We start from the raw sequence: 14,114 nt of genomic DNA on the forward strand, positions 1-14,114 counted from the left end.
AATGGCAATCGCCGTCACGCTCGGAAACGCAACACGACCACAGCTGCAATGGGGGCGGGCCGGTCGACCACACCGGTGGTCAGGTTTTCGCGCTACCGATCGCGCTGTGGTGGGGCGCGCTCTGGGGTTGGTGGGTGAGTACGGTCACGGTGGTGAGCAGGCCGGGGAACCGCTGTTCGAACTCGGCTCGGCGCAAGCGGACGAAGGTGCCGTTGCCCGCATCGCGTTGCACGATCAGCCCGGCTTCGCGCAGTGCTCGCCAATGGTGGGTCTTCGTCGATTTCGTCACCGGCATGGGGAACGAGGAGCACGCGCGCTCGCCGTCGGTCAGGTCGGCAGCGAGTTCGGCGATCACCGCGCGGCGCAACGGGTCGGCCAGCGTGCGGAACACCTGCCCGAGATCGACCTCGCCAATCGGCGGCACGGGCATATCCACGCGAACCTCCTCGACAAAGGTATGACAACTATCGTACCTTCTTGGTACGGCACCCATCATACCTCTGGAGGTTCCCGTGCTGTGCGTGTTCGACGTCAACGAGACGCTGCTCGACCTGGCCGCGCTCGACGAGTTCTTCGCCGACCTCACCGGCGACCCGAGGGCCCGGCGGGACTGGTTCGATCTGATGATCCACAACGCCCTGGCGTTGACTGCCGCCCGGGACTACCACCCATTCGGTCAGATCGCCGCGGCCTGCCTGCCCCCGATCGCCGTGGCCCACGGTCGCACGGCCACTCCTGATCACCAGCGCGAACTCGGTGAACGCCTGCGCAAACTCCCGGCCCACCCCGAGGTGCACGACGCGATCAGCCGGCTGCGTGCCGCCGGGTTCGGCGTGGTCACCCTGACCAACTCCGTCTCGGCTGTGGCCGAGGAGCAACTGCGCAACGCCGGCCTGCGATCGCTGATCGACGCGGTGTATTCCGCCGACCAGGTCGGTCAGCTCAAGCCCGCGCCCGAGCCCTACCAGCTTGTTCTGCGGACCGAGCAGGTCGCTCCGGCCGACGCGATCCTGATCGCCGCCCACGGCTGGGACATCACCGGAGCCGCGGCCGCCGGACTCGCCACGGCTTTCGTGTCCCGAGACCGGCGCCTCCCACTGCCTGCCTCGAGCACGCCCACCCTGACCGCGGCCGACATCGACGACGTCGCCACCCAGCTCATCGCCCGGTACGGCGCTCGATGAGCGCGGCGTGAGAGCGGTCCGCGGGGAGTTGAGCGGACCGAGGAAGCGTTGGAGAAGTTCCCCGACCCTACGTTCGCTTTCGACGAGTTCGGTCCACTCGGGAGCCGCCCGACCGGCGGCGCCTGCCCGGGGTGAACGGGGCCGGACCGACCGGGCACCGCGACCTGTCATCGAACCGAGGGTGCGACGTACTTCCACGGCTGTCAATTCGTCGGCGACGACACACCTTGTGATGTGAACAGGCGGAACTTGGGTGCGGCGAAATCTCGCCGCGTTGAAGTCGATCCGGGCCTGCCGTCCGGATGCCTGGCGAGCATGGAGACAGCGCCAAGTCACGGACGAGCGGCTACCAGCAGATCAACGACATAGGTCTCTTCCACTGTCTCGTCGGGGAAAGCTTCACGTAGTCGCGTGCGTTCCTCGGCGAGAAAGGCGCGGTTTGTGGTCTGGTCGAGGACCAGGAAGGCCGAGCGGCTGCTGATGTTGGCGAGGTGCGTGTCGAGGGGAACCGTTCGCTGCCAGCGGATGTGTCGACGCGCGACCCGCAGTCCCGCGAGGCCCGCGAGCCGGACAGCTTCGCTGTCGTCGGGACGCACCGCGGAACGCGGGGGCACTCCGCAGTGGTGCGCGATGCGCTCGTGCTGGGCACGGATCCATGGCACGTCGAAAGCGGTGGTGTTCCACCAGATCGCGAGCGCGCCGCCGGGGCGCAGGACACGTAGCGCCTCCGGGACGGAACGGGGGGTGTCGGTCCATTGCCAGGATTGTGCATACGTGATGAGGTCGTGCGAGGAATCGGCGAGGGGGAGGGCGTTGCCGTCACCCCGGACGATCGGCACGCCCGGGAGCGCCCGCTGAAATGCGGTGGCCATCGCCTCCCCAGGCTCGACGGCGATCACATCAGCGCCCCGCTGGCGCAGGAGGGTCGACGCGATTCCGGTGCCCGCGCCGACATCGGCGACGCGGATGCCTGCCAGAGGCCGGCTCGCGCACTCCTCGATGAAGTCGAAGAGCGCGGGCGGATACGACGGACGGCTCGCGTCGTACTGGGCAGCAGCCAAGTTGAACGAATGAGCCCGGGAGCCGGCAGTCATCTCCTCATCATCGTCCCCTGACCCGATGCGGCGTGAGTGGTCATCGGCGCGCGGAGCCTCCGACGTCGGCGCGTCGGGTGTTGAAGATGGCTCGGACGGCGGCTTCGTCGCCGTCGATGTCGACGAGCCCGCGGGTGTCGTCGAGGGTGAGCGCGCCCGCTGTCAGCCCGAGCACGATCGAGGGGTCGGCGCGCACGACGGCGTCGAGATCGCGACCGTCATGCCGGCTTACCTCGATGCCCGAGCGCGTTGTACGCACCTGGAGCAGCTCGCCGTCGACCGCGATTCCCACCGTCGATGCCGGGCGGGCGGGCGTCTGGCCGGCGAGCAGGGCCGGGAGGGCGACGAGGAGCCATTCGGCGTGGAAGCGGTCGCCGCCCGGCCCGCGTGCCATGAGCGGCGTGGACCAGCGGATGAGGTCCTCGACCGGCTCCCGCAGCTCGGCGCCCCACGGGGTAAGCGCGTACACGATGGCGTTGCCCTCGTCGGCCAGGCGCCGCTCGACCACTCCGGCGGTCTCGAGATCGCGGAGCCGGTCGGCGAGCAGGTTGGTGGCCACGCCGGGGAGCCCGTCGAGCAGTTCGCGGTAGCGGGCGGGAGCGATGAGCAGCTGGCGGACGATGAGCAGGTTCCACCGGTCGCCCACGACGTCGAGCGCCCGGGCGAGACCGCAGTACTGGCCGTAGCTTCGACTCATAGCGTCCACTTTACAATCTCAAGCATGCCTGACAATATCCAGTCGAGCTACGAGAGGAGCGTGGTCATGGGACGGCCGGTGTGGGTGGACGACGAGCTGTTCCCCTTCGAGAGCCGCTTCGTCACCATCGACGGGCACACGGTGCATTACGTGGACGAAGGGTCCGGGCCGACACTGCTGTTCCTGCACGGCAACCCGACCTGGTCGTTCGTGTACCGCGACGTGATCCGCGCCCTGCGAGGGCGGTTCCGCTGCGTCGCCCTGGACTACCCCGGCTTCGGGCTGTCCTCGGCCCGGCCGGGATATCGCTTTCTCCCCGAGGACCATGCCGCCGTGGTGGTCGCGTTCCTCGACCACCTGGGCCTGTCGGACGCCACCCTCGTCGCCCACGACTGGGGAGGCCCGATCGGCTTGTCCGCGGCCCAGCAGCGGCCGGGCACGTTCGATCGCCTTGTCCTGGCGAACACCTGGGCGTGGCCACTCAACGGCGATCTGCCCGTCGAACTGGCCTCCCGCCTCCTGGGTGGACCGGTCGGACGCGAACTGACAAGGCGGCTCAACCTGTTCGTCAACGTGATGATCCCGGCCGGGCACCGGCTGCGAAAGCCGACCGCCGGCGAGATGGCCCACTACCGGCAGGCTCTCGCCACTCTCGAGCGACGTGCCGCCTCGGCCGTGCTTCCCCGGCACATCACCGCCGGCCGCGCCTTTCTCGCCGGTGTCGAGGCCGGCCTCGCCGATCTCGCGGACCTCCCGACGCTCATCGTGTGGGGCGACGCCGACATCGCCTTCCGGGCCAAAGAGCGACAGCGATGGGAGCGGCTCTTCGCCGACCACCACACCGTCATCGTCGAAGGCGCCGGCCATTTCGTGCAGTCCGACGCACCCGGGGAGTTCGCGGCGGCGATCCGCGACTGGCGGTTCGCGCCTTCGGCTCGCGGGGACGTCCGGCGGAATACGTCAAGGGAGTCGTAGTGGCCTACGACGTGCACCTGGCCGACCGGGTCCGGGAACTGCTGGCGGACGGCTCGCCGGTGACCGAACAGGCGATGTTCGGCGGACTCGCCTTTCTCGTCGCCGGCAAGATGGCAGTGGCGGCGAGCAGCCAAGGCGGCCTTCTGGTGCGGGTCGATCCCGCACGCGCCGACCGTCTCCTCGCGACCACCAACGCACAGCCGATGGAGATGAAAGGTCGAGCGATTCAGGGCTGGCTGCACATCGACGGCGACGATCTGCGCACCAAGCGTCAGCTGTCCCGATGGCTCGCCGTGGGCACGACCACCGCCAGAGCGCTCCCGCCGCGGAAGTGAACCGATGGCGGACACCCTGGTCCAGGCCCGCGCGGCGGTGCGCGACATCGTCCCCGGCCTCGCCAGACTGCGTGCGCAGCATCCCTGACGCCGACTCCGTTTCGGTCGGCACCTGGACGGTGAGCGATGTCGCCGCCCATCTGTCGCATGTCTTTCGCTTCGACACCGATGCCATCGCCGGAAGACCGGTCCCGGAAGCCGTGGTGACGGCGGCGGGAATGGCCGAGGTCAACGCGAAGCTGCTGGCCGAGGACGGCGAACGGGACCCGGCCGCACTCGCTGATCGCATTGGCGCGCTGGCCACCGAGTTCGACGACGTCGTGTCGCGCTCGGGAGCAGTCACCGTCGATTGGCTGCAAGGTGTCCGCCTGCCGCCGTCGACGGTGGCGTGTCACCTGCTCGTGGAATGCCTGATGCACGGCCATGACATCGCCAGGGCCGCCGGGCGCCCGTGGCCGGTGCGGCGTCGCCACGCGCTGCTCGCGGTCGAGGGCGGCGTGCTTCCGCTCATCGCGGCGCTGCCGCCCACTGCTTTCGTGAACCAGGAGAAGGCCGGATCTGGGGACGCCGTCCATGGAAGCTCACCCGCATGCTCACCGCCATCAACGCCCCGTAGCACGATGACCGGCGGTATCCGTTGGTCAAGATGACAGCGTCGCTCATGGAGCGATCCATGCGTTTGCGGAAGGTCTCGCGCCGGATCCGAGGCCAGGTTGATCATGGTGGTGCCGGTGTCTCGGCGAGGGTGTCGATCGACCGTTCCAGGTGCCGCACCTCGGTCCGGCCGCCTCGGCTCGGCGTTGCCCGGCAATTGGCGGGCAGGACTCTGGCGGAGTGCTCGGCGGATGTGCTGAAGGTACTTGGTGGACGCCCCACGCGGTTCGGTGTCCCCGGCTGTTGATCTCGATCAGCGGCGGAAGGGCCGTCGTGGGTCTCGTGCGTCCATGTCGAGGAACGGCTCGAACCAGGCTTGTGGCCGGTAGTCGCCGATACCGAGTTCTCGGTTTTGTTCGGAGTCGGGGTCTTCGATGCCGTCGAGTTGCTTGCTGAAGAGCGCGAGTATGTCGATGTCTTGGAGCAGTGTTTCGGCGAGCATGTCCCAGTCGTGGTCGTTGTCGTGTTCGGGCAGGTCTGCGTAGCGTTTGGTGAAGTCGGCCCAGTCGTCGCCGACGGTGGCTTCAGCGGAGCGCAGGATGAGGTGCAGGGCCATTTCTTCGGCTGGGCAGCGGGGTCGGGGCCAGTTGCCGGCGGCGAGGTCGTCGCTGATGTCGTCGAAGGAGCGTGCGGCTTGTCGGCGCCAGACGGCGTTCTGTCGCCAGGTAATTCGCGGGAATTCGTCGAACACGGACCAGGCGCCAGTGTCGTCGACGGACTCGTCGCCGTGTTCGAGCACATCGTCGTAGGCCTGATCCGGTAGGACCCCGGCGGCGGTCCATAGGGCTACTGCTGTTCGTGGTGTCACCTGGAAGCCGCTGCATTGATCACAGGTGTCCGCGCCGCAGGTGCACAGCGGGAAGAGTGCGGCGAATTGAGGCCAGGCCGAGAGCGGTACGCCGCGTTCGTCGATCTCGACCACGGACTCTGTAGCTTCAACGAACTCAATACCGGAACGGTCATCGATCACACCGCCCGCATCGACGAACCACTGAATGGCAGCGACGGCGTCGCCACGAACGTGGTCCTGCTCTTCCTGGCGGACCTGCGCGACGCCGAGTTCGCTGTCGGAGGAGACGGAGAATTGGGCTGCTTCGATGTCGGCGATCGCGGCTTGTTCGAGTGCGTTCTCGTCGGTGATGTGTGCCGCGCGGAGCCGGTGACGGCGCGGTGCAGCGTGGTGTTCGCCGCCACCCACGCCACGGCCTTCCTGGCCGGGGTCTGGCTGTTGCTGTCGCCGTATGTGTTCGACCAGCGAGTCGCCGGCCTGTGGAGTGACCTTTGTGGCTGGTCGCGTGGGCGGTCGGCGCTGCGGCTGTGTTCCGGGCCCGCAGGCGCGGGGAGCACGACCGGTGACGCGGCAGCCGACACGATGCCGGCAGCGTCCGCGGAGAGTCATATCGTCAGGAACCCGGCCAGTACGAAGATCAGCGCTCCGATCGCCCTACCCGGTGACGTCGATCGCATCTGTCCTCCGCGGCGGATCATCCGTCGCGACTGTCTAGCGCCGACTTCGGGGACTTGGGTTGCGCTTCAGCGGAGGCGGTCTTGCTGCCAGACCGGCTGCTGGCCGGGCGCCGTTGAGCCGGTGCCGCTCGTGCAAGTACAGCGCCTGACCGACGGCGCCAAGCAGCATGCCGAACGAACCGACGATGAATAGTTGCCGATCACTCCGATGACCAGGTGCACGGTCGGGCACTCGCGGACGAACGCCTGACCATGGTTACTCCGAGAACTCCTTCGAAGGTGGTGCGGGTCAGGCTGGACGCACGGTCTCCTGCGGCAGGTAGATGCGTAGTCCGCGCGCGGGAGTCGGCCGGCAGATGTCGTCGGGGTGGTTGTGCACGTTGACGAACTGGATGTCGGCTGCCGCGGTCTGCCTGGGGTTCAGCTCGACCGGGTTGCCCTTCGCGCCGGTGCGGTAGGCGGACTCGCCGGCCTGGTGACCGCCGTCTCCGGCCACATAGGACACTCCGGGAAAGCCCTGCACGGCACACGGATCGGGCGCCGGTGCGTGAGCCGGGCAGCTGGGTTTCAGTCGTCCCCTTCGGCTTCGGCGGCGACGTTGCGGATGCCACGCGGCCGCCCGGACCGCACCCACAGCGCATACAGGGCGGCGCCGATGAGCAATGCGCCGGCGATCGAGACGACCGGGTCGCCGCGGGTGAGGTTCACCGCCAGGGTGAAGGCCACGGCGAGCGCCCCGGCGACGTTGATCACCAGGAACCCGAACCGGCGTTCCCGCCACGAGAATCGCGCCATCGCCACCAAGCCGGCGAAGAAGCTGACGAACACCGAGGCGGCGTAGAAGAGCACCAGCTCTTGGTCGCGGCCGCCCGCGGCCGCGGTGACCAGAGCCGCCGCGGTCATGAAGACCACGACACCCCAGTACGGCGTGTGGTGGCTGTTCGTCCGGCCCAGCCACGCCGGCAGGATGCCCGTGCTCGTGCCGTCGGCGTGGTGGTGCCGGGCGAGTGCCTTGAACAGCCCGGGCCCGGCCTGGAACGACGAGCTCGCCGCGGAAAGCAGCAGCAGCGCGGTGGTGAGCTGGAAAGCCGCGAAGACCAATGTCGACGTCGCGGCCCGCGCGAGCTCGGCGATCTGCGTGGTGTCCTCGTGCGGGACCCCGACGCCGAGACGGACCGCCTGCGCCGTCAGGCCCAGGGTGCTCGTGCCGACCACGCCGAGCGTCAGCCAGAGGGTCACCCGGCCGAAGCGGCGGCGCCCCCGGTCGTCGAGCTGCCCGAGCTGGGCGATCGCCGACGATGGCGCCTCGATCCCGGTGGCCAGCGCCATCGCCACCGGGAAGGCGAGTGCGACCGCGATGAGCGGGGAGTGGCCGGGATCGGGCGAGGGTGCCGCGGCAGCCCGAGCGGGCACGAAGAACGCCGACACCAGGACCACGACGGTGAGCACGATGAACGCCACCGTCATCAGCGCGAACACCGTGCGACCCAGGTGGCCGAACCAGGTGCCGCCCGCGACGCCGGCGACGAGGAGCACCGCGATCAGGACCCGCCACGGAGCGAGGGCCGGGAAGAACGCGATCACCGCGGACGCGCCCGCTGCCGAGCTGATCGCGATCGTCAGCACGAAATCGACGATCAGCGCGCCGATCGGGACGAAGGCGGTGCCTTCGCCGAACGCCTCCCCGGTCGCGGCGGCCGCACCGCCGCCCTGGGGGTACCGGGCGACGAGCTGGTGGTAGTTGACGATGACGAGCACGACGATCCCGACGACGAGCGCCATCGTGGGAAGCAGGAGGGCGAGGTCGCCGCGCAGCGCCCGCAGCGCGGCTTCGATGGCGTAGGCGACCGAAGACACCGGGTCGGCCATCACGGCGAAGGCGAAGGCGAAAAGCAGCACCGCGCGGCTGGGCGTCACCGGTCCGCGCCGGCTCTTCAGCTGGGTCAAGCGTGTTTCCTCCGTGTCAAGCCGGAACGCGCGATCTTTGCGAAATCCTGCGGTGCGGGCATGCCCACCCTGGCGGCCCGGTATGCGTATCCGGTTTGCCCCGGGCGTATTTTTGCGGCATCTTTACGCTTGGAGTGCCGGGAAGTCTGGTCGGCCCTTCGTTCGAAGCGGACGGAGGACGCGACTCGAGGACGGATTTTCCATGGCGCTCGTACTGGCGTTCGGCGTCGTCTTGCTCATCAGCGTGTCCCTCTCCGGTGTCGCCGCGCGGACCGTGCTGTCGACGGCATTGCTGTTCCTGCTCGCCGGCGCGCTGATCGGCCAGGGCGGCTTCGGGCTGGTGAAGATTGCTCCGCACGATCCACTGGTCACCGCGCTCGCCGACATCGCGCTCTTCACGGTGCTGTTCACCGATGGCCAGCGCGCCAACGTCCGCGCGCTGCGGGAGGGCTGGCGGCTCTCCGGCCGGGCACTGGGCCTGGGCATGCCGCTCACGATGGTCGGGATCGCCGTGCCGGCGCACTTCCTGGTCGGGCTGGACTGGCCGACGGCCCTGCTGCTGGGCGCGATCCTCTCACCGACCGACCCGGTGTTCGCGGCGGCGATCGTCGGCCGCGACGACGTCCCGCTGCGGCTGCGGCGGCTGCTGAACGTCGATTCGGGGCTCAACGACGGGCTCGCCCTGCCGTTCGTGCTGATCTTCCTGGCCACCGCCGCCCACGCGGACTCCGACCTGGGCACGGTCGGGATCGAGCTGGTGCTCGGCCTGGTGCTGGGCATCGCGATCCCCGCGCTGGTCACCCTCGCCTGGCGGCTCAAGGTCCTCACCGCCGAGCCCCGGCTGCAGGCCCTCGGCCCGCTCGCGATCGCGGTGATGCTGTACGCCGCGTGCCACCTGACCCACGCCAACCCGTACCTGGCCGCCTTCGCGGCCGGCTCGACGCTCGCCACGATGGACAAGGTGGCCGCCGAGCATTTCGAACCGCTCGGCGACCTGCTGTCGGAGATCACCAAGTTCGCCGCCCTGCTGGTGTTCGGCGCGCTGGTCACTCCGGACCGGCTCTCCCATCTGAGTGTCGGCGGCTGGGTGCTCGCCGTGCTGGCGATCGTTCTGGTCCGCCCGGCCGCGATGGCCTTGTCGCTGCTGCGCACGAAGATGTCGGGCCGGGAACGGGCCGCCGCCGCGTGGTTCGGGCCCAAGGGGTTCGCGTCGGTCGTCTACGGCCTGCTCGCCCTGCAGTCCGGCATCCCCGACGCGGAGCTGGTGTTCGACCTGGTCACCGTCACCATCGCGTTGTCCATCGTCCTGCACTCTTCCACTGACGTCCCGGTCGCGAAGGCGCTGAGCTTCGAGCCACCGGACAACCTGCCTACCGGCCGTCAAGAACCCGAAAGGAGCGCCGGATAGTGCCGCACGAAACCGGCCCGCCCGCCGTACGCTGGGCAGATGCACGCAGTGGAGATGGCCGAGGACTACCCGGTCGTGGACCTGGACTCCGACGCGCTGGCCGCGGCGCAGCTACTGGCGGAGCGGCGGCTGCCGGGCCTCGTGGTGACCGATGCGTCGGGGTGCCCGTGTTCGATCCTGCCTGCCTCACAGGTCGTGCAGTTCCTGGTACCGCGGTACGTGCAGGACGACCCGTCGCTGGCCGGGGTGCTGGACGAGTCGATGGCCGACCGGGCCGCGGGCAAGCTGAGCGGCAAGACGGTGCGGTCGCTGCTGCCGGAGAAGCCGTCGGAGCTGCCACGGGTGCAGGCCGACGACACGATCGTGGAGGTCGCGGCGATCATGGCCCGCCTGCGCTGCCCGCTGGTCGCGGTCATGGAGGACAAGCGGCTGCTGGGCGTGATCTCCGCATCGCGGCTGCTGGAGCTGGCGCTGACGCCCCGCTGACCCGGGGGACGGTGCGATGAGCACCATCCTCGCCGTTGTCGTCTTCGTCATCGCCTACGTCTTCATCGCCACCGAGAAGATTCCCAAGATGGTCGCGGCGCTGGCCGGGGCCGGGGTGGTCCTGGCTCTGGGCGTGACCGGAGCCGACGACGCGTTCTATTCCCATGACACCGGCATCGACTGGAACGTCGTCTTCCTGCTGCTCGGGATGATGATCATCGTCGGGGTGCTGCGCCGCACCGGCGTCTTCGAGTACATCGCCATCTGGGCGGCCAAGCGGGCCAAGGGCTCGCCGCTGCGGATCATGGTGCTGCTGGCGCTCATCACCGCGATCGCGTCGGCGTTCCTCGACAACGTCACGACCGTGCTGCTGGTCGCCCCGGTCACGCTGCTGGTCTGCGACCGGCTCGACATCAAGCCCACGCCGTTCCTCATCGCCGAGGTGCTGGCCTCGAACATCGGCGGCGCGGCGACGCTGATCGGCGACCCGCCCAACATCATCATCGGCAGCCGGGCGGGCCTGACGTTCAACGACTTCCTGGTCAACATGGCCCCGATCGTCGCCATCGAACTGGTCGCGTTCGCGTTCGCGTTGCGCTGGGTGTTCCGCGGATCGTTCGCAGTCGACCCGGACCGGGTCGCCGACGTGATGCGGCTCAACGAGCGCGAGGCGATCCACGACCGCGGCCTGCTGATCAAGTGCGGTGTCGTGCTGCTGGCGGTGTTCGTGGGCTTCGTCGGCCACTCGCTGTTCCACATCGAGCCCTCGATCGTCGCGCTGCTGGGCGCGGGAGTGCTCGTGCTCATCTCCCGCGCGAGTCCCGAGCAGTACCTCGCCGGCGTCGAGTGGGAGACCCTGCTCTTCTTCGCCGGACTGTTCGTGATGATCGGCGCGCTGGTCAAGACCGGTGTCATCGGGAACCTCGCCAAGCTGGCCGCCGACGCCACCGGCGGTAACGCGCTGCTCGCGGTGATGCTGATCCTCGTGGTGTCCGCGCTGCTGTCCGGGGTGATCGACAACATCCCGTACGTGGCGACTATGAGCCCGCTGGTGCTGGCGCTCACCCAGGACATCCCCGATCCGGCGCACTCGGAGGCGCTCTGGTGGTCGCTGGCTCTCGGCGCGGACTTCGGGGGCAACATGACGGCGATCGGCGCGAGCGCCAACGTGGTGATGCTCGGCATCGCGGCGCGGTCGGGGAGCCCGATCTCGTTCTGGGAGTTCACCCGCAAGGGCGCTCAGGTCACGCTGCTGACGGTGCTGATCGCCGCGCCCTACCTCTGGCTGCGCTACTTCGTACTCGGCTGAGGATCGCAAGGAAATCGTCAGGTCCGGCCGGAGAGTTCCACGGGACAGTGGAGTCCGGCGCCGGCGGGTCCGGAGCGGCCGTCGTGAGCGAGGGAACGCGTCATGGGTTTGGGGGCGCGGACCCCGGGGTGCCGAAAGGCTCCGGCCTGGGCGGAAGCGGCGTCATGACGCGGCGGCGGGGTACAGAGCGGTGCCTCGCCGCCGCGACAGTTCTTCGTCAGGAGAGTAAACTGTTGTTGTATGCAACGGTAAGCGACGAGGAACGCCGGAGGGATCATGGTCACCCGTGGTGTCGAACAGCACTTCTGGATCGGACCGGGCACCGAAGGCGCGTTGACGCCGAGTTTGCCCAGTTCGCTGGCCTTCGTGGCGGCGCTGTGGCTCGGCTTCGCGCCCTACGTGCTGCACTTCAGCGAGGTGCGAGGCGGCCTCGCCAACGGCATCGACGTGCTGGTGGCGCTGGTGGTCGGCGTGCTGGCCCTGGTCCGGACCGTGGTGCCCCGGGATTTCCCGGCGTTCAGCGTCGTCAATGCCGTGCTGGGGCTGTGGCTCGTCGTCGCGCCGTTCGTGCTGGGGTATGAGCTCGCTCGCGTTGTCGTCACCGACCTCGTCGTGAGCGTGCTACTCCTGGGGTTGAGCGAGCTCAGTGCGGTGCTGACCTACCGGCAGCGAGCGAAGGCGCAGGTGGGGGACCGCGCCGCGTGATCGGAACAAGTGTTGCATAATGCAATAGTGTCTACAGGTAACAGCATGTCGGTCAGGCGTGTCCCGGTCCCGGTCCGGCAGCCGATCGGGAGATGGCTGCGGGACAGCCGGAGCGGTCTGGTCGGGCTGGCCGTGCTCATCGGCGCGGGCGCCGGGCTCGGCGCCATCGTGTTCCGCTGGCTGATCACGACGTTCACCCACCTGTTCTCCGGGCAGGCCGACTACGCCGACGCCGGTCGAGCCGCCCACCCGTGGCTCCCGGAGCTGGGGCCGTGGTTCCTGCTGCTCGCGCCGGTGGTCGCGGGGCTGATCTACGGGCCGCTGGTGTACAAGTTCGCGCCGGAGGCGCGCGGCCACGGCGTTCCTGAGGTGATGTACGCGGTCGCCGAGCGCGGCGGCCGGATTCCCGCGCAGGTCAGCGCGGTGAAGGCGCTGGCGTCGGCGTTGACCATCGGCTCCGGCGGTTCGGTCGGGCGCGAGGGCCCGATCGTGCAGATCGGGTCTGCGCTCGGCTCCACCCTGGGCCGCCTCACCCGGCTGCCCGAGTCCCGCCTGCGGGTGCTCGTGGCGTGCGGTGCGGCGGGCGGGATCGCGGCGACGTTCAACGCGCCGCTGGCCGGCCCGTTCTTCGCGATGGAGCTGATCCTGCGCGACTTCGCCGCGGAGTCGTTCGGCGCGGTGGTGCTGGCCAGTGTGACCGCGAGCGTGGTCGGGCGGGCCGCGTTCGGGAACACTGCGTTCCTCGACCTGCCGCCCTTCACCCTGCATAACCCCGTCGAATACCTGCTCTTCGTCGTGCTCGGGGTCGTCGTGGGTGCGTGCGGGGTGCTGTTCACCCGGGTCCTGTACTGGGTCGAGGACTTCTGCGACTGGGTGTGGCGCGGGCCGGAATGGCTGCGTCCGGCCGTCGGTGGGGTGTTCCTCGGTGGGCTGCTGCTGGTCCTGCCGCAGATGTACGGCGTCGGGTATCCCGTGCTGCAGAACGCCGTCGAAGGCAAGTACCTGATCGGGTTCCTGCTGCTGTTGCTGGTGGGCAAGATCGTCGCGACGGGCCTGACGATCGGCATCGGCGGCTCGGGCGGGGTGTTCGCGCCGTCGCTGTTCATCGGCGCGATGGGCGGGACGGCCTTCGGGATCGTCGTGCACGCGTGGCTGCCGTCACTGACCGCGTCGCCGGGCGTCTACGGGCTGATCGGGATGGGGGCCGCGTTCGCGGGAGCCGCGCGGGCGCCGATCACGGCGGTGATCGTGCTGTTCGAGCTGACCGGCCAGTACACGATCATCCTGCCGATGCTCACCGCGATCGTGATCGCCACGGCGACCAGCCGGGCGCTTTCCCGGGACACGATCTACACGCTCAAGCTGCGCCGCCGGGGCGTAGACCTCGACCGGCACCCGCAGGAACGCCGGCTCGCCGCCACGACGGTCGAAACCGTCGCCGAGCCACTTCCCGAACCCCTGTCGGCCAGTACACCGCTGGAGCGGGCCGCGCACGCCCTGGCGGTGTCCGGGCACGGCATCTTGCCGGTGGTCGACGAAGAAGGCCGTTACCAGGGCTGCGTCACGGCGCAAGCCGTCGCCGAGGCGCTGGGCGACGACCACGACGGCACCGTGGGGGACCTGGCCGAGTTGCCGCCCCTGGTCACCTGCGAGACGTCGCTCGCCGACGCCTTGACCGCGTTGACGAACGCCCCCGGCACCGGTTTGCCGGTGCTCGACGGCGACCACCAGCTGACCGGCTGGCTCACGCACCAGGCGGTGCTGTCCTCGCTCGCGTCGGCGTGACCTCTGACCGGATCCGCTGGGCGGGAGCTTTCACGTTGTTCCCCGCCGGCCAGGCGCGTTCTTTTCGA

The 14,114-nt window shown here is 69.3% G+C and carries 15 protein-coding genes; 9 read left to right on the top strand and 6 right to left on the bottom strand.

Annotation, left to right across the window (positions count from 1 at the left end):
- Positions 1-79 precede the first annotated feature (79 nt).
- Complete coding sequence (locus QQ657_RS02400) at positions 80-430, bottom strand: ArsR/SmtB family transcription factor (RefSeq protein WP_434056709.1); 351 nt, start codon at positions 428-430, stop codon at positions 80-82.
- 82 nt (positions 431-512) lie between these two features.
- Between QQ657_RS02400 and QQ657_RS02405 the strand changes: the two genes are divergently transcribed.
- A complete protein-coding gene (locus QQ657_RS02405; RefSeq protein ID WP_284740344.1) occupies positions 513-1,184 on the top strand; it encodes a haloacid dehalogenase type II in 672 nt (223 codons plus the stop codon).
- A gap of 332 nt (positions 1,185-1,516) precedes the next feature.
- On the opposite strand, the gene QQ657_RS02410 is transcribed toward QQ657_RS02405, so the two are convergent.
- On the bottom strand, positions 1,517-2,278 hold the full coding sequence (locus tag QQ657_RS02410; RefSeq protein WP_284740345.1) for a class I SAM-dependent methyltransferase: 762 nt from the start codon (positions 2,276-2,278) through the stop codon (positions 1,517-1,519).
- Positions 2,279-2,318: 40 nt separating this feature from the next.
- Entirely contained in the window at positions 2,319-2,975 is a 657-nt protein-coding gene (locus QQ657_RS02415; protein ID WP_284740346.1) for a winged helix-turn-helix transcriptional regulator, read from the bottom strand.
- 24 nt (positions 2,976-2,999) lie between these two features.
- Here QQ657_RS02415 and QQ657_RS02420 point away from each other — a divergent pair, with 24 nt between their 5' ends.
- From QQ657_RS02420 to QQ657_RS02430, 3 genes are all read left to right on the top strand, one after another.
- Positions 3,000-3,950, top strand: coding sequence for an alpha/beta fold hydrolase (locus QQ657_RS02420; RefSeq protein WP_284740347.1), 951 nt, complete (start codon positions 3,000-3,002; stop codon positions 3,948-3,950).
- Positions 3,950-4,285, top strand: a complete 336-nt coding sequence (locus tag QQ657_RS02425) for a TfoX/Sxy family protein (RefSeq protein WP_284740348.1) — start codon at positions 3,950-3,952, stop codon at positions 4,283-4,285. Before QQ657_RS02420 ends, QQ657_RS02425 begins: the two co-directional genes overlap by 1 nt.
- Before the next feature lie 71 nt (positions 4,286-4,356).
- Positions 4,357-4,935, top strand: coding sequence for a maleylpyruvate isomerase N-terminal domain-containing protein (locus QQ657_RS02430; protein ID WP_284740349.1), 579 nt, complete (start codon positions 4,357-4,359; stop codon positions 4,933-4,935).
- A gap of 257 nt (positions 4,936-5,192) precedes the next feature.
- Here the strand turns inward: QQ657_RS02430 and QQ657_RS02435 are convergent, their stop codons facing one another.
- From QQ657_RS02435 to QQ657_RS02445, 3 genes are all read right to left on the bottom strand, one after another.
- Positions 5,193-6,137, bottom strand: coding sequence for a hypothetical protein (locus QQ657_RS02435; RefSeq protein WP_284740350.1), 945 nt, complete (start codon positions 6,135-6,137; stop codon positions 5,193-5,195).
- Positions 6,138-6,695: 558 nt separating this feature from the next.
- A complete protein-coding gene (locus QQ657_RS02440) occupies positions 6,696-6,929 on the bottom strand; it encodes a DUF4232 domain-containing protein (RefSeq protein WP_284740351.1) in 234 nt (77 codons plus the stop codon).
- A gap of 44 nt (positions 6,930-6,973) precedes the next feature.
- On the bottom strand, positions 6,974-8,353 hold the full coding sequence (locus QQ657_RS02445) for an APC family permease (protein WP_284740352.1): 1,380 nt from the start codon (positions 8,351-8,353) through the stop codon (positions 6,974-6,976).
- A 202-nt stretch (positions 8,354-8,555) separates the two neighbouring features.
- Between QQ657_RS02445 and QQ657_RS02450 the strand changes: the two genes are divergently transcribed.
- The 5 genes from QQ657_RS02450 to QQ657_RS02470 all read left to right on the top strand — a co-directional run bounded on the left by QQ657_RS02450 (position 8,556) and on the right by QQ657_RS02470 (position 14,046).
- Positions 8,556-9,761: a cation:proton antiporter gene (locus tag QQ657_RS02450; protein WP_284740353.1), complete on the top strand. Its 1,206-nt coding sequence runs from the start codon at positions 8,556-8,558 to the stop codon at positions 9,759-9,761.
- Positions 9,762-9,800: 39 nt separating this feature from the next.
- Positions 9,801-10,247 (top strand): CBS domain-containing protein, encoded by a 447-nt coding sequence (locus tag QQ657_RS02455; RefSeq protein WP_284740354.1) that lies wholly within the window; start codon positions 9,801-9,803, stop codon positions 10,245-10,247.
- Between the two features lie 16 nt (positions 10,248-10,263).
- Complete coding sequence (locus QQ657_RS02460) at positions 10,264-11,556, top strand: ArsB/NhaD family transporter (protein ID WP_284740355.1); 1,293 nt, start codon at positions 10,264-10,266, stop codon at positions 11,554-11,556.
- Positions 11,557-11,832: 276 nt separating this feature from the next.
- On the top strand, positions 11,833-12,261 hold the full coding sequence (locus QQ657_RS02465; protein WP_284740356.1) for an SPW repeat domain-containing protein: 429 nt from the start codon (positions 11,833-11,835) through the stop codon (positions 12,259-12,261).
- A 45-nt stretch (positions 12,262-12,306) separates the two neighbouring features.
- A complete protein-coding gene (locus tag QQ657_RS02470) occupies positions 12,307-14,046 on the top strand; it encodes a chloride channel protein (protein ID WP_284740357.1) in 1,740 nt (579 codons plus the stop codon).
- Positions 14,047-14,114 lie beyond the last annotated feature (68 nt).

The organism is Amycolatopsis ponsaeliensis, from assembly GCF_030182635.1.
GTDB lineage: Bacteria > Actinomycetota > Actinomycetes > Mycobacteriales > Pseudonocardiaceae > Amycolatopsis > Amycolatopsis ponsaeliensis.